This window comes from Clostridium sp. AM58-1XD (genome assembly GCF_003464085.1).
GTDB lineage: Bacteria > Bacillota > Clostridia > Lachnospirales > Lachnospiraceae > Lachnoclostridium_A.
This window is the reverse complement of record NZ_QSDR01000001.1, coordinates 58,006-83,311: the sequence shown is the minus strand read 5'-3', so window position 1 is coordinate 83,311 and position 25,306 is coordinate 58,006. Positions and strand designations below refer to the sequence as shown.

Sequence of the window (25,306 nt, the reverse complement as noted above, 5' to 3'; positions counted from 1 at the left end):
ATAATGTCAGTCTTTCCATAAATCAATAAACAAAAGATAAATATTTTTCTAAAACATTCAAATTATGTCATTCATACGGAAACTTTTTCTGCACATACTAATGACGATGCAGATCGATGATTCCTCAGGAAGCGAGGTACTGAATGAAAACGACTGAAGAAAACGACCATATTGAATACAGAGAATTCGTAGATTATGGTATGAACTCCTGTTCATCCATGGACTGCACCGGGCTGATCCCTTCTCTTCCTCAGGATGAAGCTGAGCTGGAATCCTATGATGAGCTGTACCATTTTCTTCCCAGAGCTGCAGGTCCGAGAAACGACATCCGATAAAAGGATTCCCTGTAGACTGCTGCTTTTCCTCTTTTTGCAGCAGTCGCTACATATTCCTGGGCACGTACACGATAAAAATAGTTGAAAATTATTGTAAACTATCGTACGCTTATACAATATTACCAGAAAGGACCGTTCCGATGACACTTAATTTTAACGACTTACTCTTTGCTTTTTCCAGCGGTCTGGATTATGTTGAACGCAGCTTTATCGGCGTTACCACGTTTCATGCCAGGCGCGTGGCCTACATCAGCGCTTCCATCGGGGAAGCCCTCGGCATGGACGACCAGAAGCTTTTAGACCTTGTAACATGCGCGGTGCTCCATGACTGCGCCCTGCCCCGGTCCTATTATACATATCCGGCCGGCAGCCCGATCACGAACCTGGCGGAACACTGCCTTGTCGGAGAAAAGGATGTCCAGGATATCCCTTTTTATACCGATATGAAAGGAACGGTTCTCTATCATCACGAAAATGTAGACGGCAGCGGTCCCTTTCATAAAAAAGGAAATGAAATACCGGAAACAGCGCAGCTAATCCATCTTGCAGACCGTCTGGACGCCGAGTGCCATCTGGATACGTACCGCGACGGCAGTTTTCTGCAGATTCAGAAATTTCTTCAGTCGCAGTGCGGAATTATGTTCGACCCTAAACACGTGGAACTGTTTCTTGACATCTTCCGTCCGGACCTTCTGCTTCAGATGCAGAACGGCAGTCTGGCTGCTCTTTTGAAAAACAAGCTCCCCCAGAGGATTGTCAGTCATGCGGAGGGTCAGCTTAGGGATCTGGCTTTATTTTTTGCTAAAATTATCGACTCGAAGTCAGCGTTTACCAGAAGGCATTCTATCGGGATAGCGGAAAAGGCAAAAATTATGGCGCAGTATTATGGGTACGGTGAAGAAATGCAGGAAAAGCTGTATTTCGCAGGCGCAGTCCACGACATCGGCAAACTGGCCGTATCCAACGGCGTTCTGGAAAAACCGGGAAAGCTGGATGATAAAGAGTATGCCCATATTAAGACTCACGCATGGTATACGTGGAAAATCCTGTCTGGAATCGATGGAATGGACGATATTGTCCGTTGGGCATCCTATCATCATGAAAAACTGGACGGCAAAGGATATCCGTTTGGAAAGACGGCAGACGACCTGGATCAGAATTCCCGGCTCATGGCGTGCCTTGACATCTACCAGGCCCTGACAGAGCCACGTCCGTATAAGGATGGATTTTCACACGAAAAGACCATGTCCATGATGAGGGATATGGTAAGCCGTGGTTTTCTTGACGGAACTATCACAGAAGACATCAACCATGTTTTTATCTAAATTTTACATTCCACTTGTTTGTGTAAAAACTTCGTTATATAATGTGTTAATACATCAACAGGAGGCTTATATTATGAAAGCACGAAAGATAAAAACAGACAGGAGCCATTATCTATTTACGAATCAAATGCTGGTTTCCCTCATTATTCCGCTGATTGTAGAACAGCTGCTGGCCGTTCTCGTCGGCATGGCAGATTCCATCATGATCGCAAGCGTTGGCGAAGCTGCCGTTTCCGGTGTATCGCTGGTGGACAGTGTAATGCTCCTTCTAATTAATATATTCGCTGCTCTCGCCACCGGCGGTGCCGTTGTGGCTGGTCAATATCTGGGACAGAAAAATACAAAAAAGGCGTGTGAAGCTTCCGACCAGCTGGTATGGTTTGTCACGGTCATAGCTCTCGTCATCATGGCCTTTCTATATCTCGGCAAAAGCTTTATTCTGCATACCGTATTCGGAAAGATCGATGCCGATGTCATGGAACACGCGAATATCTATCTGATCATCGTATCCGCTTCCATTCCATTTATAGCGATCTACAATGCCGGTGCCGCAATTTTCCGTTCGATGGGCAATTCCAAAGTCTCTATGAAGGTATCGATTATCATGAATATCATCAATGTATCCGGAAATGCCATTCTCATCTATGGATTCCACCGGGGCACGGAGGGTGTCGCTATTCCGACTCTGGTATCGCGTATCGTGGCTGCTGTTCTGATTACGATCCTTTTGTGCAACGAAACACTTCCTCTCCATATTAATAAGTCCTTAAATTTTCATTTTCGCTGGAATGTAATAAAGAAAATACTTCACATAGGCATTCCAAACGGACTGGAGAACAGCATGTTCCAGCTGGGCAAAATTATCGTGCTCAGTCTCGTATCCACATTCGGTACCTTTGCTATTGCGGCGAATGCGGTCTCCAACGTTCTGGCCGCCTTTGAGGTACTCCCCGGCATGGCTGTTTCCCTGGCGATCACGACCGTTATCGCCCAGTGTGTAGGCGCCGGAGATTACGAGCAGGTGATCTATTATACGAAGAAACTCCTCATTATCGTATACGCATGTATCTTTGTTACGGTAGCAATTACTCTCGGCTGCATGCCAGTCGTACTGAAAGCCTATAACCTTTCCGCTGCAACGGCTGCGGAAACGATGAAAATCATGGTGTTCCACAGCGCCTGTGCCTGTGTGATCTGGCCGCTCTCCTTCGCCCTTCCGGCTACATTCCGGGCGTCGGGAGATGTCCGTTTCAGCATGATGTCATCCATTATCTCCATGTGGATCTGCCGCATTATATTCAGCTACATACTCGGCAAATATCTGGGGCTTGGCGTGTTCGGCGTCTGGGTAGCCATGGTGCTTGACTGGTGCGTCCGAATGGTATGCTTTTTTATCCGCTACAAAAGCGGGCGTTGGAAAGGACGGGCGGTCGTTTGACCGCCCGTTTTTTATTACACTAGGAAAGAATATCTCCGTCTCCAAAAGCGCTTCCTTTTCTTCTCCTACACGTGTAATATTTTATTTTAAAAGCATAGGCTTATGACATTATCTGCCAAAGCCCTATTCGATTTGTATTCTCAAAGTATTACATATGCGGATTGCATTATCAATTGAATCCCCAATTATTTTATAAAAAATTCATATTAATAAACGGCCGTTTAAAAAGCAACTTGGACCAGTACCATATAAAAAACGGTTCCTGCGCCGATACTAAGCAGCGAATTTCCTTTCCAGCGGTGAAGGGCAACAATGACGGCCGCCGCCAGGAATTCCGGAATTCCGGCTGAAGAAGGATAGAATTCTGCAGCGCCTGCTGCCGCAGCTCTCAGCCCGATCAGGCTGTCCTTCAGACAGTACACAACCAGCAGGCCGATCGTTGCAAACGGAAGGGTCTTTCCCAGAAAATCGATGTATGCCGGGGTCTTTTTCCCGGCGGGAAATACGAGGAACGGCAGAAAACGCGTGATAATCGTAGCAGCTGCCATCACGGCAATCAATATTATTTTCATCTTCATACCTGATTTTCCTCCCTTAAAGTTTCCGCTGTATTCTTACAGCCGCTCGCGCGACTGTCTCTTTTCCTTCCAAATGCCTCTCCGGCCGCCAGCACGGCGATGATTCCAATCATAGCCGGAACGATAAAATTATTCTTTCCAAACAGAAATAAGCTCGCTGCCGATACGAAAATTCCAGCCATCGCCGGCCAGTGGCCGCTCTTATTTTTCCACTGGTCTGTAAAAATTACAATAAACAGAGCCGTCAATGCAAAATCCAGCCCTTTTGTATTAAACGATATCATACTTCCCATCAGTGCTCCGACTGCCGTTCCCAAAACCCAGTAGCACTGGTCCAGAAGCGCTGTCCATAGATAGACCCAGTCCTTTTCCATCCCTTCCGGCACCTCTTCTGCACAGAGCACGGAAAACGTTTCGTCCGTAAGCGCAAAAATCAGGTACGGCTTAAAGCGCTTCACATCCCGGTATTTATCCAGCATGGAAATCCCATAAAACAGGTGCCTTGCATTGATCATCAGCGCCATAAAGAAACCATAAACAGGGCTCACGCCTGCCGCAAGGAGATTCACTCCCAGATACTGAAGGCTCCCCGCATAAATAATAAGACTGGCCGCTACAGACCATCCGATTCCAAATCCATTTACCGCCATTAAAATCCCGTATGCTGCTCCCAGGAACAGATATCCTACCATAACCGGCACTGTCTTGGGAAATGCATATTTTAATGCGGCAGCTCTCTTATTTTTCATAATCTTCCTCTTTTTCTTACAAGATAACTGTGTTATACTTTGCTCCATGAGATCCAATGGCTGTTTCATCTTTAATGGAGCGCTATGGTAAAGTATTTTACAGACCTTTTTTTCTTTTGTCAATCTTATGGCTGAGGAAAACGTGGAAAAGGCCGAAAGGAACGATATGAATTACCAGTCATGCGACTTATGTCCCCGTATGTGCGGCATTGACCGTACAGATTCATCACAGCCTTCTGATGGCGCAGGCCGCCCGCCCGGCCGTCTCGGCTTCTGCGGCTGTACCTCCCAGGTACGCGCTGCCAGAGCGGCTCTTCACATGTGGGAAGAACCGTGTATCAGCGGCTTAAACGGCAGTGGAACCGTATTTTTCAGCGGCTGTACTCTGCGCTGCTGTTTCTGCCAGAACTACCAGATCAGCAGTGAAAACTTCGGAAAGGAGCTTTCCGTCAGGCAGCTGGCCGATGTCTTTCTCCGCCTTCAGGACGACGGCGCCCACAATATTAACCTGGTTACTGCAACCCAATACCTCCCATCCATTATCAGCGCCCTCGATCTGATCCGCAGCCAGCTCCTGGTGCCTGTCGTCTACAACTGCGGCGGCTACGAACGGCCGGAAACAATCAGGGCTCTGAACGGCTATGTGGACATCTATCTTCCCGACCTCAAATACGCAAGCCCTGAAGTTTCCGGAAAATATTCCAGAGCAGGCGACTACTTTACATATGCCCGGCAAGCCATCCCGGCCATGATCGATCAGACAGGCGCTCCTGTATTTGTAGAATACAGCGGTCCAAAAGGAACCTGTCAACTCATAAAAAAGGGCGTCATTATACGCCATATGGTGCTGCCCGGTCAGAAAGAAGATTCAAAGCGCCTTCTCTCCTGGATCAAAAATAGCCTTCCGGACAAAAAGTATTATATCAGCCTGATGAGTCAGTACACCCCCTTTTATCACAGCAAGGATTTTCCTGAACTGAATCGAAGAATAACATCATATGAATATAATCAAGTACTGGATTTTGCAGTTGAGCTCGGATTAACCGATGGGTATATGCAGAAAAAAAGCAGTGCGAAAGAAGAATATACGCCTCCATTCGATTTAGAAGGCCTTTAAGAACGGTTGAAGGTAGAACTTTACGTGAATGAAACAAGAAACGGCACAGCAAAAGCGGATATCGAATTGTCAACTTATTTTCGATATCCGCTTTTATACTATCTCATCCATTGGACTTAATTCCTTTCATCGGATTTTTCATACTTTCCTTTTTAATCATTATGTATGAAATTGCTTTCTATATTAAATTTTTACTCCTCACTCCGCCATTTCCGAACCTCTATGATTTTTTGCTTCTGTCATCGTTTTCTCTATATGTTATCTGTCTTAGAAATCCTTTTTCTTATACTTTCTCGTCATATAATCAAATTCTTTTCTGTCTGATAATCTTCTATAGGCTCTCATCATATTTTTCATTACTGAATAGTTCTTCCCTGCCGGTACATGAGTTTTTCCTTTTGTCTCATTTACTTATGTTTGTAAATGAAACTGAACTTACATTTCTGGTGGACTCACCCTCCTTCTTTTATTTTTTATCTAACTGTACTCTTTTCATTTCTTTTTTCTTTTGTCCTCTTTCCTTTTGACACTTTCATTATAGCCAAAAGGCTCGTATTTGTCAATACTTTTTTCATTTTTTAATCAATAATTTTGTCTTTATGTAAATTTTATCAATTGATTACAATTGTTTCTATTTTTATACAATATTTATCCCATTTTTGTCCTGTTTTTTCAGAATAGTCTGTCAATTATTCAGACTCTCGCCTCTTCTGCACGAATCCTCCGGGATCAGTTCATGATGTTCGAACAGTTCTTTCACTGCTTCTTCGTAGATCAGCCGTTTTTCAGCTTTTTTTATTTTCTTTCCAGCCTTTTCGCCGCCCTCAAAAAGCGGGATCATATAAGCCCACAGCTCCTTCATACGGAAAAGAATATTTCTGTCCCCTGAGAGAATGGAAGAATACCCTTCATATATATCATCATGAAAGCGCTTCAGTTCTTCCCTTTTTAACTGCTCACCTGAAATAAACTGGCGTACAAGCGCCGGATTTCTGACCAGCCCTCTGCCGATCATCACATGTTCTGCCTCAGGAAACTCCGATGTAAAACGGTTCAGATCACCTTCTGAAAAGAGATCGCCGTTATAACAGACAGGATTTCTGCTCTTCTTCAGGGCTTCCCGGAAGACGCAAAGATTCGGATAATTCTTATAATAATCCTTTTGAACTCTCGGATGAACGATGAGCATTTCCAACGGATACCGGTTGAATATCTCCAGCAGCCTTCCAAACTCATCAGGACTCTCTTTTCCGATTCTCGTCTTCACAGACAGCTTCATGCCAAGAGAGGAACATACCGTATCCAGGAACCTGTCTATTCCATCCGGATCTGCCAGAAATCCTGATCCTTTTCCCTTAGCCACCACTGTGCCTGAAGGGCAGCCCAGATTCAAATTCACCTCATCATATCCAAAGGCCTTCAGCTTTTCTGCCGTAGAGAGAAAATCTTCCGCTTTATTCGTCAGAATCTGCGGTACAATACGGATCCCCTCCCTGTTGTTTTCCGGAATAATATCATTCAGTTCTCTGGAACGCATGCCCTTTTTCGTGGTCGGCACAATAAACGGCGTATAATACGTGTCAATTCCTCCAAAAACAGCATGATGGGCATTCCTGTATATATACCATGTAATTCCCTCCATGGGAGCAAAATAATATTTAATCATACGCAGCCTCTGTTCTTTCTGTCAATTTTATTTTTCTCATTTTCATAAAATAATACGGAACAATCGGGATCAGAGCCGCCAGCCACGCCATTGGGTCCGACAGGCAGACGCCCATAAAGCCAAGCCGCCCGGCGATCGCCATAATCACGGCCGCTCTGGCTACCAGCTCGAAAACGCCTCCCATCATGGGCACAAGGCCATATCCAAGCCCCTGCAGTGCGTTTCGGTACAGAAATATGCTTCCCAGAAACGGATAAAACAGGACAACCGTATGAAAATAAGTAAGGGAAGACTGAATCGCCTCTGTCTCTCCCGGATCAATAAACAGCGTCGTAAGGAATGGACCGCCGAAATGGACGGCAGCCATTACAAAGATGCTGGTAATCAGGATCATCGTCTGGGTCACTTTCACTCCCTGGTGCACCCGATCCATTCTTCCTGCTCCCCTGTTCTGTCCCACATAAGTGGCAATCGTCGCACCAAAGGCCACATAAATGGTTGAAATAATATTCTGGATTTTTCCGGCAGCCGAGAATCCTGCCATATAAACGGCGCCGTATACGTTGACCGCCCCCTGTACGATAATCGTTCCAATGGCAGTAATGGAGAACTGGAGCCCCATAGGAACACCCAGTCCCAGCATCTTGGAAGCGCTGGAAACGGAAAACTCCCAGTCCCTTTTCTGAAGCTTCAGTATGGAAAATTTCTTTATCATGTAGATCAGGCACAGGAGCGCCGATATTCCCTGGGAAATGACGGTCGCATAGCCGCAGCCTTCCACACCCATATGGAAATAGACGATAAATGCGATATCCAGAAACACGTTAATGATTGCAGATATAATCAGAAAGTACAGCGGAGAACGGCTGTCCCCCAGAGCCCTCAGGACGGCAGCCAGCCCGTTATAAGCGGCCGTCACGAAAAGCCCTGCATAGATTATCGCCAGATATCCGGCAATGTCACCGATCAGGTCTTCCGGCGCGTTCATCATTCTCAGAATCGGCACGTTGAACACCAGCAATCCGGCCGTCATCAGTATAACGAATCCAACGCAGAGATACACCGACATTGCCAAATAATGACGCATCCTGTCATATTTTCCGGCTCCAAAACACTGAGCGATCAGAATCGCAAATCCGCTGGTAATACCATTCAGCCATCCAATGACAAGAAAAATAAGGGACGTGGTGCTCCCGATGGCCGCAAGAGCGTCAACGCCGATAAATTTTCCTGCAATCATGGCATCGGCCAGGTTATAAAACTGCTGAAATATATTTCCCAGATATACAGGTATCATAAATCCTAGTATTAATTTGACGGGATTTCCCGAAGTCATATCTTTTGTCATTTCATTGTCCTTCCATGTATTACTTAATCTGTGTTATTCTACAGAAATACCCAGGAAAAATCAATAGGAATTCTGCACGAAAGCATACAAAAAGCCGGCGCATCTTTCGGTAAGATGGTGCGCCGGCCTATGTAAGCTGCTGCTTTGCATATTGCACGAAGCTGGGCAATGCCTGGCCAAGTGCTCATAGTATACATTTTTACAGGCATATACCGCCTGTTTTCTCTTTGGTTATGGTCTCTCCGTCTTCGCTGCTTTAAACTTCCGGGACTTTTCCGGAATCCGTTTTTTTATCGCGGTTCCTTGTCATCTTTTTAGATGGAAGTTTTCCATTTTCTCTGGATCTGCGCCATGCTGTCACTCGTTCTTTTGTCTCATCTTCCCCGTCGAAATAGAATACTTCTTCAACTCTCTTTCCGAAAACCTTAGCAATGTCCATAGCCAATTTCAAAGACGGATTGTATTTCCCATTTTCCAGATTCCCGATTGTTTCCCTTCTGACGCCAACAAGCCTGCCAAGCTCCATCTGGGAAATGTTCATCTGCTTTCTAAACTCGCACATGTTCGTTTTTAGCTCTGTCATGGCCTCCTCCTGTTTTTTCTAAAAATCTACAGCGGGTTTCCTATACCAGTCTTCTACTCTTGAATGTCTTTTTTCTATTATACACGCACTGCTTTAGAATTGTAAAGCGCAAAAGGCTCCTACCCGGCATTTTTTTGCCGGATAACAGCCTTTTCTGTTGAAATCTGTATGTTTTATTTAAAAAATCCTTTTTTCTTCGGCTTCTCTTCCGTGTGGGAAGTTCCGCCCATCGCTTCATCAAATTTCCTGAGAGCTTCCTTCTGAGCTTCTGTCAGCCGCTCCGGAACCTGTACCACAAGCGTCACATAATGATCGCCGCGGATATTTTTATTGCGGAGAGTCGGCACACCCTTACCACGCAGCCGTACTCTAGTATCCGTCTGAGTTCCCGGTTTCACCTCGTATTCCACTTCTCCGTCTACGGTACGGATTCGGATCGGTCCTCCAAGAGCTGCCTGTACAAAGGAGATCGGCACTGTGGAGAAGATGCTGGTGTCCTGACGTTTGAAGACAGGATGGCTGGATACGACAACTTCAACAAGAAGATCGCCTCTTCCGCCTCCGTTTGTTCCAGGTTCGCCTGCTCCGGCCAGACGGATGCTCTGTCCGTTGTCAATGCCCGCCGGTATGTTGACCTTGAATTTTTTCCTGGTGGAGACATATCCTGATCCATAGCATTTCGAACACTTTTCTTTTATAATCTTACCGCTGCCGCCGCAGTCCGGGCATGTCTGGACATTCTGAACCGTGCCGAAGAAAGACTGCTGTGTATACATGATTTTGCCCTTACCATTACACTTTGGACATGTCTGCGGAGATGTTCCGGGCTTCGCCCCTGTTCCGTGGCAGTCGCTGCACTCTTCTTTATAATTGATCTCTATTTCCTTTTCACAGCCGAATACGGCTTCCTCGAACGTTACCCTGACCGATGTTCTGACATTCGCTCCCCGCATTGGACCGGTGGAACGCGCCCCTCTCCCACGGCTCCCGCCGAAAATATCGCCGAAGATGTCGCCAAAAATATCGCCCATATCAGCCCCGGAAAAATCAAATCCGCCGAAACCGCCGGCGCCGCCTGCCGCTCCGTCAAATGCCGCATGGCCGAACTGGTCATACTGGCGGCGTTTTTCCGGATCGCTAAAACACTGTACGCTTCTGAGGCTTCCTTAAACTTCTGCTCAGCTTCCTGATCTCCCGGATTGGCATCCGGATGATATTTCTTCGCAAGCACACGGTAAGCCTTTTTCAGAGCCGCATCATCGGCATCCTTTTGGACCCCCAGGACTTCATAATAATCTCTCTTACTCTCTGCCATGACAGTCTACCTTTCATTGATTACTGTAAAATCAGCAGAAAACCACTCTGCCAGGTCCACACCCGGCAGGATGGTTCCTGCTCTTATCTTATGCTGTTATTAAACTTCTTTGTAATCGCCGTCTACAACGTCATCGCCGTAACCTGCGGCACCGCCTTCCGGCTGTCCCTGCGGTCCTGCTCCCTGAGCGCCTGCCGCCCCCTGAGCCTGTTCATATACCTTTGCAAACAGTGCCTGAGCGCTGGACATCAGTTTTTCTTTTGCAGCTTTGATCTCATCAACCTGAGCGTCTGTCATCTGATCTACCGGAGCCTTGTTGATCGCATCTTTTAATGCAGTTAAATCAGCCTGAACTCCTGCCTTGTCAGATTCCTGAAGCTTATCGCCTACCTCTTCCAGAGCCTTTTCTGTCTGGAATACGATGGAATCTGCTTCATTTCTCGTATCAATTGCCTCTTTTTTCTTTTTATCCTGTGCTTCGTATTCCGCTGCTTCCTTAACTGCCTTATCGATATCGTCATCGGACATGTTGGAACCGGACGTAATCGTAATATGCTGTTCTTTTCCTGTGCCGAGATCCTTTGCGCTTACATTTACAATGCCGTTTGCATCGATATCAAATGTAACCTCAATCTGCGGGATTCCTCTTCTTGCCGGCGGGATTCCATCCAGGCGGAACTGGCCTAAGGTCTTGTTGTCCCTTGCAAACTGTCTTTCACCCTGTACAACGTGGATATCTACTGCCGTCTGATTGTCTGCTGCCGTGGAGAAAATCTGGCTCTTCTTTGTCGGAATAGTCGTATTTCTCTCGATCAGTCTCGTAGCAACGCCGCCCATCGTCTCGATCGACAGGGACAGAGGTGTTACGTCCAGGAGAAGGATATCGCCTGCGCCTGCATCTCCTGCCAGCTTTCCGCCCTGGATTGCCGCGCCGACAGCAACACATTCATCAGGATTCAGTGACTTGGACGGCTCTTTGCCTGTCAGCTGTTTTACCTTATCCTGTGCTGCGATCATACGTGTAGAACCACCTACGAGAAGTACTTTTCCAAGCTCTGAAGCTGTCAGTCCTGCGTCCTTTAATGCATTCTGCACCGGAACAGCCGTTCTTTCAATCAGGTCTCTTGTCAGTTCGTCGAATTTAGCCCTTGTCAGGTTCATATCCAAATGCTTCGGTCCTTCACTTGTCGCAGTGATGAACGGAAGGTTAATATTCGTTGTCGTTGCGGAAGACAGCTCTTTCTTTGCCTTCTCTGCTGCTTCTTTCAATCTCTGCAGAGCCATCTTGTCGCCGGAGAGATCTACGCCTTCTGCCTTCTTGAATTCGTCGATCATCCAATTCGTGATCGTATTGTCAAAATCGTCGCCGCCAAGACGTGTATCGCCGTTTGTAGCGAGTACTTCAATAACGCCGTCGCCAATTTCAATAATGGAAACATCAAATGTACCGCCGCCTAAGTCGTATACCATGATCTTCTGTTCTTTTTCATTGTCCAGGCCGTATGCCAAAGCTGCTGCTGTCGGCTCGTTGATAATACGTTTTACATCAAGGCCTGCGATTTTTCCCGCATCCTTTGTAGCCTGGCGCTGTGCGTCATTAAAGTAAGCAGGAACCGTAATAACTGCTTCTGTTACCTTCTCACCAAGGTAGCTTTCTGCGTCTGCTTTCAGCTTCTGAAGAATCATCGCAGAAATTTCCTGAGGTGTATACTTCTTTCCGTCGATGTCAACCTTATAGTCCGTACCTACGTGTCTCTTGATTGAGGAGATGGTTCTTTCTGCATTCGTTACTGCCTGACGCTTTGCAGGCTCGCCTACCAGCCTCTCTCCTGTCTTTGTAAATGCTACTACAGACGGAGTTGTCCTCACGCCCTCTGCATTTGCGATTACTACCGGCTTTCCGCCTTCCATAACTGCTACGCAGCTATTTGTTGTACCTAAGTCAATACCAATAATCTTGCCCATAGTCTTTTTCCTCCTGACTTCTATTCTATCATTTACATATCATGTGAATCTATCTGTTTCAATATGCTGCGAAATCATCTGTTATGACATCCGCCTCATATGGAATGCTAATTTGCAACCTGCACCATGCTGTGCCTTACGACGGAATCACGGTACATATAGCCTTTCTGAAGCTCCGCAGCTACTACATTTTCCCCGAAGTTTTCATCGTCAATGTGCATCACCGCGTTATGGAAATTCGGATCGAATTCCATACCTACCGCCTCAATCGGTTTAACTCCCATATCTTCCAGCGTTTTCATCAGCTGTTTGTAAATCATTTCCATACCCTTGGCAAAAGAACCTTCCTTTTCTCCATCCGGTATGGCCGCCAGACCTCTTTCGAAATTATCCACGACAGGAAGGATTTTTTCCACCACATCCTTTGCGCCCATTTCAAACATTGCGGACTTCTCTTTTTCCGTACGCTTGCGGAAATTATCAAATTCCGCCATGCTGCGTTTCAGCCGGTCGGTCAGCTCCTCGATCTTCTCGTCTTTCGGATCCTTCTTCTCTTTCTTTTTACCGAAAAATCCCTTCTTTTCTTCTTTTCCCTCAGCGGCTTCTTCCTGTTCCCTTTCAGCCCCCTCCGGTTCTCCTGCCTCCGGCGCCTGCTCTTCCACGTTGTCTGCCTGCTCCTGCGTCAGCACTTCTTCATTTATTTCCTGGTTTTTATTTTCTTCATTTATCACTTTCTGGTCACCCTTCTTCATTCTTAAACGTATCATCCAACTGCGTCATAAGATTTTTTAGTGTCTTCACTACTTTTTCGTAGTCCATGCGCTTGGGGCCTATGATTCCGATTGTTCCACGCAATCCTTCCCCCAGCTCATAATTGGCAGTTACGACGCTGCAGTCCTTCATTGACTGGACCGGCATCTCATCGCCGATATATACCTGAATGCCCGTTCCATTCTCATTCTCACTGCTGTTCACATCCGTGATCAGATCCTGGAGAAGCTCTTTTTGCTCCAGTGTGCTGAGAAGGCTGCTCGCTTTCTCTCCGTCACTGAGTTCCGGATATTTAAAAATGTTCGTTGCACCGCTGGTATAAATCTGGAGGTCTTCCTCGTCCGCCTTAATGGCATCCGCCACTTCGTTCAGCACCAGATCGACCACCTGGCTGTGCGGCCCTGCCTGCTCTTTCAGCTTGCTGATCACTCCCAGATTGATTTCCTCAATCGTAAGCCCGTTCAGACTGCTGTTCAGCATGATATTAAGATTGAGAAGCTCTTCATCACTGACCGGATCCAATATGCTGACGATTGTATTTTTAACAAGATTGCCTTCTACAACCGTTACAACCAGAAGCTTGTGTTCATCCACCCTGGAAAGCTGAATGAATTTTAATTTATTCTGGTGATACTGCGGTCCGCTGATCATCGCTGCATAATTCGTATTGGCCGCCAGAACCTGTGCCATCTTCTTGAGCATAAGTTCCACACGCCCTACACGCTGGATCATCAGTTCCTTCATCTCCATCACTTCGTTGTCTTTTTCCAGCATGATCTGGTCTACGTAAAAACGGTAACCTCTGTCAGATGGAATTCTTCCGGCTGAAGTATGGGGCTGGATGATATATCCCATCTCCTCCAGATCAGACATCTCATTCCGGATTGTAGCGGAACTCAGCTTTAAGTCGGAATATTTGGAAATTGTCCTGGAGCCAACCGGCTCTCCCGTTTCCAGATATGTTTTTATTATCGCTTTCAATATGGTAATCTTACGATCATCAAGTTCCATATCTGTTTCCCTCCCGGCTTTTTCTATCAATTAGCACTCATTGGTGTCGAGTGCTAACATCTACATTTCATAATATATTCCTTTTCCTCATCTTTGTCAATAGTTTTTTCAATAAATCACTACAAAACTCTTCCGAATCCAAGCTCCACCGTTGTGTCCCCAGATTTCTCCTTATATAATCAAAATCTTTCCGGTATATACCGGGTTTTAATCAGACATCTTTCGGCTTTTATTGACATTTAACATTTTTGTAATATAATAGGAATTGATACTACGAGCACTCAGCATAGTTTTCAGGGGCTTAGTGCGAGTCATACGGGTGTGTTTTGTTTGACCTTTTGAGCTTCCTACCACCGTATGCTCACCGAACAAGAACGATTGCGAGGTTATTTATGAAAGTAAATGTTACAAAAACGTTACGGCAGTTTTTACTTATTCTTGCTGCCATGTGTTTCTTCTCCTTCCCTGCATTCGCGGCAGAAGTAGAAGGAAGCTATGGAACTACCGACAACGGCATCTACGGCTGGGCATGGCACAAGGGACATTTCGGCGAAATACTGACTGTAAAGATTCTTCTTTATTATGATGATCCTTCCAAGCCGAAAAAATCCCTCAGTCTCACTGCAGACAAATATAATAAGAACGTAGAGGAAGAGATCGGCGACGGCTGGCATTATTTTGATGCAGCGGTAGACTGGAAATCACTTGGAGGAAAACCGTCCAAGATCAAGGCATACGCCGTCTATAACGACGACTGGATCGGCATTGGGGCGACGGCTTCCGGCAGTTCTTCTTCCGGTTCTTCCAAATCTTCCTCCGGAAGCTCCTCGTCCTCAGAAAAGAGCAAGAGCAGTTCGTCCGACAGCGCAAAATCTTCAGGAAAGGCAAAGTCCTCGGAGAGTTCCAAGCCTGCCGAAAGCGCTAAGGCAGCGGACACTTCGTCTAAAAAGGGAAAATCCCTCGGAACCTTTTCCGTAACCGGCTACTGTACATGCCCGCAGTGTATTATCGGCCAGGGCCTTACATATTCAGGCAAAAAGCCGACGGGCAACCACACGATTTCCGCAGACTTAAACAAATTCCCGCTCGGTACAAAGCTCATGATTGACGGCATTATTTATACGGTGGAAGATACGGGCGGCGGAATGGTCGGCAACAAGCTGGATATTTATTTTGACAACCATGCGGCCGCAGCCGGATTCGGCAGACAGAACAAAGAAGTGTTTGAAGTAGTTGAATAACAATAACTAAAAATAACGCTGTACACAGTAAAACCGGCACAGCCCCCAATACAAGGTTCCGTTCCAGACGGTAGCCAAGTCACCTTGTATCGGAGGCTGTGCTTTTTAGTTACATAGGAAAGACCTTGTTATTGTAAAGTGATAAATCGTATGATTCCTAGAAAGCAAAAACGCTCCGCTATGGATGCGCACTCGCACAAAAGGAATGATGTCGCTAATGCGATTGCATGCCCCGCTTTATCGGGTACAGCGCTCAGCGCGAGAGTTCCGCAAGCGGAACTCTTTGTTCTTCGCTGAAAGCCTGGCGGCTCTCTATCCGCCGCCCCAGCCTCAGTCCAGTCCGAACATGGTGCGACAGACAGCGCGTCCTGACGGTGTGCAAAATATACGTTCGCAGGCTTCTGCCACATCCTCTTTCGAACTGCCGTGCTCATAGAGGTTTACAAGGAAATCAGCCTCTACCAGTATCTGATAGTCCATTCCCTGTATATCACTGTATGTATGGTGGTGTCCCACCAGGTAAGCTACGCGACTTACTGTTTTCTCATCAAACTCCAGTTTATGAAGCATTTCGGCCGCCAGAGCCGGTCCTTCCTGCTCCTGCAGCTTACCTGCGCTGCTTCCGTATTTTTCCTCTGCCGCTTTGATTCCGATGTCATGAACGACTGCGGCGGCCTCCAGAGTGTCCAGCAGTTCTTCATCCAGGCACTCCATCTCACCAATCATTTTCGCAAAGCTGTAAACCTTAACGAAATGCTGAATTCTGTTTGGATCTCCGCTGTAGTAACTGATCATTTCATTTAAAAGTGTGTTTATCTTCTTCATATCTGCTGCTCCTTTTCTTCCAGCTGGAATTTATTTTTATGATATGTCAGCAGGCCTTCCTGCCTCATCTTACTGAGTTCATTGGACATAGCGCTCCGGTCCACACAGAGATAATCAGCCAGTTCCTGCCTGTTAAACGGTATCTCAAACTGAAACTTTCCCTGTTTTACCGCCTGCAGGGAAAGATAGGACATCAGCCTGTCTCTGATGGATTTTGGAGAAATGTGGCTGATCTTCCTGGTAAGGTTCAAGTTCTTTGACGCCATTACCGAAAGCAGATTTCTGACCAGCCGGCTGTGAAACTGGCAGGCAGAGGGACACGTTTTCATGACCTTTTCGATATTCAGAAATAGAATTTCTGTCTCTTCTGCCGCAGTCACATCCGCCATTGACAATTCATCAGGAATACATGCATACGTCTCTGCAAATACCTCTCCGGCCCCTGCGTGTCCAATGATATTCTGATGTCCCCAGATGCTGTTCTGCAGGATATTCACGCTTCCGCTAAGCACGAGTCCCATAGCTTCAATTCTGTCCCCCGACCGATATATGGATTCTCCTTTTTGATAGGATTTTGTCCGGGCTTCCAGACAGTTCACCATCATCTCTGTCTCCACCGGAGTAATTCCGCAAAATAGTTCTGTTTCTGACAAAAAAAGATAATTCATAAATTTTCTCTCTTCCGTTGTTATAACAACATACTTATAAAAATGATTATAGTATGATATTCTCAGGAAATCAAGATAAGATACAAAGTACCCTTTAGGAGGATATGATTATGATACGTAAAATTATTCAGATTAATGAAGATTTGTGCAACGGTTGCGGACTCTGTGCCGAGGCCTGTCATGAACAGGCGATCGGTATGGTCGATGGAAAGGCGAAACTTCTCCGTGATGATTACTGTGACGGCCTGGGCGACTGTCTCCCTACCTGTCCGGCAGGAGCGATCTCGTTCGTCGAACGGGAAGCCGCCGCTTACGATGAACAGGCCGTTTTGAATAATAAGAATAATAAGAAAAATAAAAAGGAAACGGAAAAGGCTGCCCTTTCCGCTGCCCCCGCCGGATCTGTTCAGTCCCGTCTCAGCCAGTGGCCGGTGCAGATCAAGCTCGCACCGTTAAAGGCTCCTTATTTTGACAATGCCAGCCTTTTAATCGCTGCAGACTGTACTGCATTTGCCTACGGCAGCTTTCACGATGACTTTATCCGCGGAAGGATCACCCTGGTTGGCTGTCCGAAACTCGATTCCGTCGATTATGCGGAAAAACTGACTGAAATCCTTCGCAACAACGACATCCGGGATCTGACCGTCGTGCGCATGGAGGTTCCATGCTGCGGCGGCATCGAACACGCTGCCCGGCGCGCGCTTTCTGAGAGCGGCAAACGGATACCGTGGCAGGTGATCACCATTCCACAGAAGGAACGATTTTAGATGAATAACGGATACTAAAAAATAGAACAACTGCCCTCGATATCAGATAACGCAACTAGCTGCTGCCTGAAAACGGAATCTGATGACGAGGGCATATTTGTTTGGATGCAATGGTTCTGAACGTTAAAAATACCAAAAACTTGACAAAATGGAAAAATAGTGTAAAATATGCTGTATCCCGCATTTATTACGAAAGTGTTACATATATTTATATTGTGTTTCCTTAGTCTTAAGAAATGAGGTGTTTTTATGAAAACAACAACAAAAAGGAACCTAATTGCAACGATGTTTACAACAGTGCTGCTTTTGCTCTGGTCGTTCTCCGCATGGGCAGCAGAATATAACGGATCTCTTGATGGGATGGACGACGGTTCAGTCACCGGCTGGGCATGTAACGTTACTTCTCCTCATACGTCTGCGAGTGTACAGATTCTTGTAAAAAATCATGATACAAAAGAGACTACACAGGATTTTACCGTTTTCGCTTCTGAAAAGAGAACCGATATTAAAAATGAAGGAAAACTCAACGACTACTGCGGTTTTTCTGCCGATATCGACTGGTCCTCCCACCCAGAGGCACTTACGATATCGAAGCTTACGTTGAGGGTGAAAAACTGCCGAATACGCTTCAGTACAAAAAGACGGCAGATGGCGGATCCGTTACACAGATCTCCGAAAATCCTGCCATCTTGGCAGCCAATGCGGGCGGCGGCAACCTTCATCTGAAATCTCTTGGTACGTTCCGCCTGACCGGCTACTGCAAATGCCGGATCTGCTGCGGCAAATGGTCTTCGATCAACAGTACCTTTACAGGTGCCGTTCCCAGGGCCAACCATACAATTTCCGTAGATCCAAGGGTCATTCCTTTCGGAACTAAGGTCATGATCAACGGAATCATTTACACTGCCGAGGACAAGGGCGGCGGCGTAAAAGGAAAACATGTCGATATTTTCTGCAACTCCCATGCAGAGGCCTCCCGAATCGGAGGAAGGCAGGAAGTGTTCTTGGTTCAGTAACAATCATACTTGATATCTGATTTCAGGGATCGTTTTCCCTCCCCCTTTATCCTTTAGAAAGTCATTCGAAGATTTTACACTGGATAATAGGGGGATTTTTTATGTCAATATTCCAAACAGCCGCTTGAGCAGACTGCCCTTCAGCAGCCTTATATACGCCTCCCGCCCTCTGCTTTATTCGAGGGAAACCGGCTTTCATTTCAGTCCGTCCTCTGGCCCCTGGCTGCTCGAACTGTCCTGCTTTAAAAACAGAATATCCTCCTCTTTTACGGCGATGCAGGCAGGAATACCTCCTATTTCCCTAAAGTCCTGTCTGCTGATCTTCCACCATATTTTGTGCTCACCATCCCCGCCCTGTTTCAAACCGGACGGAGTGACGAGCACATTCCATTCAAAAGGACCTTCCGACAGTTCTGCCTTACCGATCTTTATTCTGCATCCGTAATTTTTTCCGTTCTCCAAAACCTCATAAAAGGAATGGGCTCTGATTCCCACGTGGGTGATTCCATCCGGAATCCGGCGCTTCACATCCATCACGATTCCCCAATCCAGTGCTTTTATTTGATTTCGGTTCAATACAGCCGCTCTTGATATATTTTTACAGCCGGTAAGCCTGGCCGTTTCCAGAAGATGCGGATCTGCAAACAGCTCCGCCGTTCTTCCTGTTTCCAGGATGCGGCCGCCGTTCATAACCGCCATCCGGCCGCAAAGGCTGTAGATTTCTTCCCTGCTGTGAGTGACTAAAACGGCGTCCCTGCCTGATTCTTCCAAAAATGATTTTACCTCCATCTGAAGCTGTTCTTTCAGGTAGGAATCCAAAGCGGTAAACGGCTCATCGAACAGCAGAATCTCCGGATCAGCCGCCATCATCCTGGCAATGGCCGTTCTCTGCTTCTGACCGCCTGAAAGCTGGGAAGGGTATTTATTTTCCAGTCCATCCAGTCGAAATCTCCGAATCAGGCGGTTCACCTTTTCCATTTTTTCATTCCGGCTCGTTTTGCTCATTCCGGAAAATCCGCACAGAACATTTCTCTCTACCGTCATATTGGGAAACAGGGCATAATCCTGAAACAGATAACCTACATGCCGCTCCTGAGGCTTTAAATCCACCTTTTGATGAGAATCGAAGAGAACCTTTCCGTTCAGCACGATCCGCCCCTCGTCCGGCCTCTCGATCCCGGCGATACACTTTAAGGTCATGCTTTTTCCGCAGCCTGACGCTCCCAGTATCCCAAGGGTTCCCTTTTCCAGATCGATTTCCGTATCCAGTTCAAACGCTCCCATCTTTTTCTTTATCTTTGCATATAAGCTCATAACCGGACGCCCTTTCCGCTTTCTCTCCATCCTCTGCACTCCTGCCAGAAGGAGGCCATATTCATACAGGCGACAGCCGTAAACGCAATAAAAATAATAACCGCTACGTATGGCCATGCGCGTTCCATATGACCCGCCGCTACCGCTGAGTAGACGGCCAGCGGCAGCGTTCTCGTTTTTCCTGCAATGTTTCCTGCAATCATAGCCGTAGCGCCGAATTCTCCCAATCCTCTCGCAAATGCCAGGATTCCTCCTGATACGATTCCGGGGAATGCGCCTGGAAATACGATTTTCCAGAAAATATTCCATTCACTCATCCCCAGCGTCCGACCGGCATCTATCAGCGTCCGGTCCACCTGCTCAAAGGCCCCTCTGGCCGCCCGGTACATGAGAGGAAATGAGATCACAACGGCGGAAAGAACGGCGGCCTGCCAGGAAAATGCCACTTTTACTCCGAAATATTCAGCCAGAAAGCGTCCCACATGTCTTTTTACACCGAATATGTACAATAGGAAAAATCCGGCTACCGTTGGGGGAAGGACCATGGGGAGAGTGAACGCCGCATCCCATAAGATTTTAATCCATCTTTGCTTCAGTCCCACGACCCTCCAAGCCGCAAAGATTCCCAGAAAAAAGGTAACTACACCGGCACAGGCAGCCGTTTTCATCGATATCCATACGGGTGACCAGTCCATCCTTTCACCTCCTACTTCGGCGTAAATCCATATTCCTCAAAGCATGCAGCCGCCTCTTCACTCTTAAGAAATCCCAAAAACAGCTGCGCTTCATCCGGATGCGGCGTATTCTTTATCACTGCCGCCGGATACAGGACATTTGTCCCGAGACTTCCCTCCGGAGCCGCAGCAACCGTTCTGACTCCCTTTTCCGCAGCTGCATCCGTAGCGTATACGATTCCTGCTTCAGCGCTTCCCTCAGCCACCCAGTTTAAACTTCCGTTACATTCGTTCCATAGCTGGCCTTCCGGCTGACTTCTTCCCAAAGTCCCATGGACTCCAGCACTTCTTTTCCATACTGTCCGGCCGGCACGCTTTCCGGATCTCCTACGGCAATCAGTTCCGCTTTCACAATATCCTCGAAACTTGTTATTTCTCCCGGATTCTCTTCCGTTTCCGGTACGATCAGAACGATCTTATTTTCCAGAATATCGGCTCTGGATTCTTCATCGATCAGGCCTTCTTCTGCCAGCGCATCCATCTGCTTTTCTGCAGCAGACATAAAGACGTCGGCCGCCAGGCCCTCTTCGATCTGAGACTGAAGCTTTCCTGAACTGTCGTAGGAAGCTTCTACCGTAATCCATGGATATTTTTCTTCGAAAAGCGGAATCAGTTTTTCGTCAAAAGAATATTTTAAACTGGCCGCCGCTGCCGTCAGGATTACAACCTGCTCTTTCTCTCCTGCCGCATTTCCGGCTTCTGCTGCCGTTTTCCCCTCTGCTTCAGCTTTTGGCGCCGGCTCTGCAGCCGGATCAGAAGCTGCCTTCCCACATCCGGCTGCTGCAGACAAAATCAGGACTGCCGCCATAATTTTCTTTCCAAACGGCTTCATTTTCATCTTCCATACCTCTCTGTTCTATTTTAAAGTTTCCTTGCCGGCAGGCTGTACGCTCACTTCGCACCTTCCGCACTCGGTCTCCGTTCCCCTCAGCACGCCAAGACCATGGGGCAGAATACCGATTACTGCTTCCAGACTCTCTTTTACCGCTTTTGGACTCCCTGGAAGATTTACAATGAGCGTCCGTTTCCGTATGACAGAGACGCCCCTGCCCAGCATGGCTCTCTTCGTAGCTTTCATAGATTCATACCGGATTGCTTCCGCTATCCCCGGAGCATTTCGTTCCGCCACTGACATCGTCGCTTCCGGCGTTCTGTCTCTCAGGGAAAATCCCGTTCCCCCGCTTGTAACGATCAGGCTGATCTGCCTGCTGTCGGCCAGCCGGATCAGTTCTTTTTTAAGCAGCTCCGGTTCGTCTGGAAGCACCATCTGCTCCTCCACTACAAAGCCGTTTTCCTCTAAAATCTTTACAGCTTTTGGGCCGCTCATGTCTTCTCTTTCCCCTCTTGCCCCCTTGTCACTCATAGTGATGACAGCCGCCGTATAGGGTCGTTCTCTCTCTGGAAACACCGCTCTGATCTCATCTCCCGGGCGGACGGTTCCGCCCTTTATCACTTTCGCAAACACGCCTTCTCTTGGCATGATGCACTCTCCCATTCTCCTGTATATCGTACAATGGCTGTGGCACTCCTTCCCGATCTGGCTCATTTCCAGCGCCACATCACCCGTGTAAAACATAGTTCCTACCGGAAGAGCCGAAAAATCAATCCCTTCCACCACCAGGTTTTCGCCAAAATCACCGTCCGAAACCATGGCTCCGCGCTCATTAAATGCCGCTACCTTATCATAGGATAAAAGGCTTACCTGCCTGTGCCAGTTTCCTGCATGAGCATCTCCCTCAATACCATAATTTTCAATGAACACCGCTTCGCCGACAGGGGTTTTCTCCGTCCCCCTCTCTCTGCTTATGCAGACTGCCCGGACGGTTCCTTTCATTTCCTTTTTCACCTGGACCATATCTCTTTTCCTTCCTAATTGTTTATCTTATCCTCCGATCGAGGCCATGACTCCGGATTCTGTAATCTGTTCCTGCTCCTCAAAACAGTGAGCTTTCGGCTTTTCTCTTATGGTATTTTCGATCGCCTGGCGCAGTTTTCGTTCCGGCGGCAGGTCATTTTTCTCAAAGCCTTCTATTTTGCTTTTCGCCCTCAGAATTCGTTTCAGATCAGTTCCGTCATCATAACAGAGGCAGCTTTTTAGAAAACCGGTGGATGTCAGGCGGAGCCGGTTGCAGGAGCTGCAGAACTTTCCGTGCATCGCCGCAATAAACCCTATGCTTCCTCTGAATCCCGGGATTTTATAATACTCTGCCGGTCCGTTACCGTGACGTGACATATCCGCTTTCATATCAGGAAATTGGCTCCTGATCTCCGCCTGCAGGCTTTCATATTCTCCTGAATCCAGTTTTTTTCCGTATCCTACGGGCATCATCTCGATAAACCGGACATCGATCGGAACATCCTTTGCCATCATAACGAGAGGCAGCCATTCTTCCTTATCCATTTGTTCCTGTACGACCGTATTGGTCTTAATTGGAATATCCGTCTTAAGAGCCGCCTGTATCCCTCTGAGTACCGTATCCAGACTGTCATAGCCGGTAATTTCTTTATATCGTTTCGCATTCAGAGTATCCAGGCTGATATTGATTCCATCCGTCCCTGCCTCCTTCAGTTCTTCCAGATAGCTGTAAAGAAGCACTCCATTTGTAGTCACGGTTACTTCCTCTATTCCCGGTATCTCTTTCAATCGCTCGATGAGATGGCTGCAGCCGCGCCTGACAAGAGGCTCTCCGCCTGTCACCTTAATCTTTCTGATTCCCAGGTCCGCTCCACTCCGGACAACGGATGCAATCTCTTCAAACGTAAGAATTTCTTTCATTGGGATGGTTTTTATGCCGTGGGGCATGCAGTACCGGCATCTTAAATTGCAGCGATCCGTAATGGACACTCTCATATAGTCGATCGTCCTGCCGTAGCTGTCTGTCATAAATGCTCCCCTTCTTTTTCTGTCATTCTGGAAAAATCCGCTTCGGAAATCCTGGAATTCACAAAATTTCCGCTCTTTCCTCCTGATTTTCTGCAAAGGCATATCCCGCTGATCTCCATTTCCTTGTCCACGGCCTTGCACATATCATAAATCGTGAGCAAAGCGGCACTGACTCCCGTCAGGGCCTCCATTTCTACTCCTGTCTTTCCTACAGTACGCGCCGTACAGACGGCCTGGACTTCATTCCTTTCTTCAAAGATATGAAAATCTATGGTCAGCTTTGCAAGAGGAAGCGGATGGCACAGAGGAATGAGATCCGAGGTTCTCTTAGCTCCCATAATTCCGGCGATACGGGCCGTCCCCAGCACATCTCCCTTCTTTACGGAACCTTCCATAACTTTTTTAAGGCATGTTCTACTCATGAAAATGCTCCCTTTCGCCACAGCCTCCCGGTCCGTTTCTTTCTTATCTCCGATATCCACCATAAGAGCGTTGCCCCGCTCGTCAAAATGTGTCAGTTCCATTTTCATTCTACCTTCCTTTTCCAAATCCGCAGTTGGGAAATGTACATTCCGGGCATGACAGGCACAGTCCGCCCTCCCCCAATGCAGCCAGTTCTTCTGCAGATACTGCGTCATCTGCCATCACACGCGGAAGAATCAAATCAAAAATCGTTCTCTTCGCATACATTACACAGCCTGGAAGCCCCATGACCGGTATATTTCTGTCTCCGCATATCAGGTATGCCATCAGGAACATGGCTCCCGGAAGAACAGGGCCCCATAGGAAATGATCGCCGCTCCCGTATTTTTAATAGCCAGAGGCGTCCGGTCATCGGGGTCCACGCTCATTCCCCCTGTGCAGATGATCAGATCCATTCCTTGCTCCGCCATTTTTAAGACGGCTTCCGTAATGGCTCATGATCGTCGCCGCAGACAATATGATCCGCCATCTCACCGCCGTATTCTTTCAGTTTTTCTTCTATCACAGGTGTAAACGTGTCCTGTATCCTGCCATAGAACACTTCGTTCCCTGTGGTAATTACACCTGCCTTTTTATGTCCGAACGGCAGCAGCCTTAAAATTGATCTTCCTCCGGAAACGCGAAGCGCTTGGTCTCTGGCCTGTTCCATCGCCTCTTTCTCAATTACGAGAGGAATAATTCTGGTACCTGCCAATTTCTCCCCTTTTTTCACCGGAAAATTCCCATGTCTTGCCGCAATCATCATCCTGCCAAAGCTGTTTATACAAAAAAGGGCTTCCCTGTTCACCTTTAAAAGCCCGTTGCACAGCGCCGTCAGTTCGATTTTCCCTTCCTTCACCTCAGAACGTTCCATATTCTCATCTTTGCAGAGCGCACAGAGAATTTCTGCAGCCTCATTCTCATGGAGCATGGAATCGTCCTTTTCCCACACATACAGATGGTCTTTTCCTACGCTCATAAGGACGGGAATATCCTCTTCCCTCACTACATGGCCCTTACGGAATACGGCATCCTTCGTCACTCCTTTTATGATCTGTGTAATATCATGACACAGTACATGTCCCACTGCTTCCTCTGTCCGAATCAGTTTCATACATTCTTCCTCCGTTCATTATCCTCAATTAAGTATAATGGCAGCAGAAGAAGCTGTCAATCCTTGTATTCTCCCCACCT

General features: G+C 47.2%; 22 protein-coding genes and 4 pseudogenes. 8 read left to right on the top strand and 18 right to left on the bottom strand.

Features of this window, described 5'->3' with window-relative positions; genetic code table 11:
* The first annotated feature begins 143 nt into the window (after positions 1–143).
* The 3 genes from DXA13_RS00385 (at position 144) to DXA13_RS00375 (ending at position 3,098) form a co-directional block, all read left to right on the top strand.
* Positions 144–335 carry a hypothetical protein gene (locus DXA13_RS00385; RefSeq protein WP_118241197.1) on the top strand — a complete coding sequence of 64 codons (192 nt, stop codon included), beginning with the start codon at positions 144–146 and terminating at the stop codon, positions 333–335.
* A gap of 140 nt (positions 336–475) precedes the next feature.
* Complete coding sequence (locus DXA13_RS00380) at positions 476–1,660, top strand: HD domain-containing phosphohydrolase (RefSeq protein ID WP_118241196.1); 1,185 nt, start codon at positions 476–478, stop codon at positions 1,658–1,660.
* Between the two features lie 73 nt (positions 1,661–1,733).
* Positions 1,734–3,098 carry an MATE family efflux transporter gene (locus DXA13_RS00375; protein ID WP_118241195.1) on the top strand — a complete coding sequence of 455 codons (1,365 nt, stop codon included), beginning with the start codon at positions 1,734–1,736 and terminating at the stop codon, positions 3,096–3,098.
* 221 nt (positions 3,099–3,319) lie between these two features.
* Here DXA13_RS00375 and DXA13_RS00370 read toward each other — a convergent pair whose 3' ends face one another.
* Positions 3,320–3,676 (bottom strand): AzlD domain-containing protein, encoded by a 357-nt coding sequence (locus tag DXA13_RS00370; RefSeq protein ID WP_118241194.1) that lies wholly within the window; start codon positions 3,674–3,676, stop codon positions 3,320–3,322.
* A complete protein-coding gene (locus DXA13_RS00365) occupies positions 3,673–4,425 on the bottom strand; it encodes an AzlC family ABC transporter permease (protein ID WP_118241193.1) in 753 nt (250 codons plus the stop codon). The genes DXA13_RS00370 and DXA13_RS00365 overlap by 4 nt, the downstream gene beginning before the upstream one ends.
* Positions 4,426–4,591: 166 nt before the next feature.
* Here DXA13_RS00365 and DXA13_RS00360 point away from each other — a divergent pair, with 166 nt between their 5' ends.
* Positions 4,592–5,542 carry a radical SAM protein gene (locus DXA13_RS00360; RefSeq protein WP_118241301.1) on the top strand — a complete coding sequence of 317 codons (951 nt, stop codon included), beginning with the start codon at positions 4,592–4,594 and terminating at the stop codon, positions 5,540–5,542.
* A gap of 685 nt (positions 5,543–6,227) precedes the next feature.
* On the opposite strand, the gene DXA13_RS00355 is transcribed toward DXA13_RS00360, so the two are convergent.
* The 7 genes and pseudogenes from DXA13_RS00355 to hrcA form a co-directional block, all read right to left on the bottom strand.
* Positions 6,228–7,205, bottom strand: a complete 978-nt coding sequence (locus DXA13_RS00355; RefSeq protein ID WP_118241300.1) for a tRNA-dihydrouridine synthase — start codon at positions 7,203–7,205, stop codon at positions 6,228–6,230.
* On the bottom strand, positions 7,201–8,556 hold the full coding sequence (locus DXA13_RS00350) for an MATE family efflux transporter (protein ID WP_243008896.1): 1,356 nt from the start codon (positions 8,554–8,556) through the stop codon (positions 7,201–7,203). The genes DXA13_RS00355 and DXA13_RS00350 overlap by 5 nt, the downstream gene beginning before the upstream one ends.
* Before the next feature lie 385 nt (positions 8,557–8,941).
* Positions 8,942–9,139, bottom strand: a pseudogene (locus DXA13_RS21350) (helix-turn-helix transcriptional regulator); the annotation flags it as partial.
* Between the two features lie 173 nt (positions 9,140–9,312).
* A pseudogene (gene dnaJ / locus DXA13_RS00340) lies at positions 9,313–10,454 on the bottom strand (molecular chaperone DnaJ).
* Between the two features lie 99 nt (positions 10,455–10,553).
* On the bottom strand, positions 10,554–12,419 hold the full coding sequence (gene dnaK / locus DXA13_RS00335; protein WP_118241191.1) for a molecular chaperone DnaK: 1,866 nt from the start codon (positions 12,417–12,419) through the stop codon (positions 10,554–10,556).
* A gap of 107 nt (positions 12,420–12,526) precedes the next feature.
* Entirely contained in the window at positions 12,527–13,186 is a 660-nt protein-coding gene (grpE, locus tag DXA13_RS00330; RefSeq protein ID WP_243008895.1) for a nucleotide exchange factor GrpE, read from the bottom strand.
* The gene (hrcA, locus tag DXA13_RS00325; protein ID WP_118241189.1) at positions 13,158–14,201 is read right to left on the bottom strand and encodes a heat-inducible transcriptional repressor HrcA; all 1,044 of its coding nucleotides are present in this window, start codon (positions 14,199–14,201) and stop codon (positions 13,158–13,160) included. Before hrcA ends, grpE begins: the two co-directional genes overlap by 29 nt.
* Before the next feature lie 392 nt (positions 14,202–14,593).
* Here hrcA and DXA13_RS00320 point away from each other — a divergent pair, with 392 nt between their 5' ends.
* Positions 14,594–15,442: a 3D domain-containing protein gene (locus tag DXA13_RS00320; RefSeq protein ID WP_243008894.1), complete on the top strand. Its 849-nt coding sequence runs from the start codon at positions 14,594–14,596 to the stop codon at positions 15,440–15,442.
* Positions 15,443–15,772: 330 nt separating this feature from the next.
* Here DXA13_RS00320 and DXA13_RS00315 read toward each other — a convergent pair whose 3' ends face one another.
* Positions 15,773–16,267 carry an HD domain-containing protein gene (locus tag DXA13_RS00315; RefSeq protein ID WP_118241188.1) on the bottom strand — a complete coding sequence of 165 codons (495 nt, stop codon included), beginning with the start codon at positions 16,265–16,267 and terminating at the stop codon, positions 15,773–15,775.
* On the bottom strand, positions 16,264–16,935 hold the full coding sequence (locus tag DXA13_RS00310; protein ID WP_118241187.1) for a Crp/Fnr family transcriptional regulator: 672 nt from the start codon (positions 16,933–16,935) through the stop codon (positions 16,264–16,266). The genes DXA13_RS00315 and DXA13_RS00310 overlap by 4 nt, the downstream gene beginning before the upstream one ends.
* Before the next feature lie 110 nt (positions 16,936–17,045).
* Here DXA13_RS00310 and DXA13_RS00305 point away from each other — a divergent pair, with 110 nt between their 5' ends.
* The 3 genes from DXA13_RS00305 to DXA13_RS00300 all read left to right on the top strand — a co-directional run bounded on the left by DXA13_RS00305 (position 17,046) and on the right by DXA13_RS00300 (position 18,718).
* Positions 17,046–17,702 carry a 4Fe-4S binding protein gene (locus DXA13_RS00305; RefSeq protein ID WP_118241186.1) on the top strand — a complete coding sequence of 219 codons (657 nt, stop codon included), beginning with the start codon at positions 17,046–17,048 and terminating at the stop codon, positions 17,700–17,702.
* A gap of 249 nt (positions 17,703–17,951) precedes the next feature.
* Positions 17,952–18,428: a hypothetical protein gene (locus DXA13_RS21345; protein ID WP_243008893.1), complete on the top strand. Its 477-nt coding sequence runs from the start codon at positions 17,952–17,954 to the stop codon at positions 18,426–18,428.
* The gene (locus DXA13_RS00300; protein ID WP_243008892.1) at positions 18,392–18,718 is read left to right on the top strand and encodes a 3D domain-containing protein; all 327 of its coding nucleotides are present in this window, start codon (positions 18,392–18,394) and stop codon (positions 18,716–18,718) included. Before DXA13_RS21345 ends, DXA13_RS00300 begins: the two co-directional genes overlap by 37 nt.
* Positions 18,719–18,913: 195 nt before the next feature.
* Here DXA13_RS00300 and DXA13_RS00295 read toward each other — a convergent pair whose 3' ends face one another.
* The 7 genes and pseudogenes from DXA13_RS00295 to DXA13_RS00265 form a co-directional block, all read right to left on the bottom strand.
* Positions 18,914–20,062 (bottom strand): ATP-binding cassette domain-containing protein, encoded by a 1,149-nt coding sequence (locus DXA13_RS00295; RefSeq protein ID WP_243008891.1) that lies wholly within the window; start codon positions 20,060–20,062, stop codon positions 18,914–18,916.
* Positions 20,029–20,727, bottom strand: coding sequence for a molybdate ABC transporter permease subunit (gene modB / locus DXA13_RS00290; RefSeq protein ID WP_118241184.1), 699 nt, complete (start codon positions 20,725–20,727; stop codon positions 20,029–20,031). The genes DXA13_RS00295 and modB overlap by 34 nt, the downstream gene beginning before the upstream one ends.
* A gap of 11 nt (positions 20,728–20,738) precedes the next feature.
* Positions 20,739–21,574 (bottom strand): annotated as a pseudogene (gene modA / locus DXA13_RS00285) (molybdate ABC transporter substrate-binding protein).
* 48 nt (positions 21,575–21,622) lie between these two features.
* The gene (locus DXA13_RS00280) at positions 21,623–22,621 is read right to left on the bottom strand and encodes an MOSC domain-containing protein (protein WP_243008890.1); all 999 of its coding nucleotides are present in this window, start codon (positions 22,619–22,621) and stop codon (positions 21,623–21,625) included.
* Positions 22,622–22,648: 27 nt separating this feature from the next.
* On the bottom strand, positions 22,649–23,650 hold the full coding sequence (gene moaA, locus DXA13_RS00275; RefSeq protein ID WP_118241183.1) for a GTP 3',8-cyclase MoaA: 1,002 nt from the start codon (positions 23,648–23,650) through the stop codon (positions 22,649–22,651).
* Positions 23,647–24,180, bottom strand: a complete 534-nt coding sequence (moaC, locus tag DXA13_RS00270) for a cyclic pyranopterin monophosphate synthase MoaC (RefSeq protein WP_347559628.1) — start codon at positions 24,178–24,180, stop codon at positions 23,647–23,649. Before moaC ends, moaA begins: the two co-directional genes overlap by 4 nt.
* A gap of 1 nt (position 24,181) precedes the next feature.
* Positions 24,182–25,226 (bottom strand): annotated as a pseudogene (locus DXA13_RS00265) (molybdopterin-binding protein).
* Positions 25,227–25,306 lie beyond the last annotated feature (80 nt).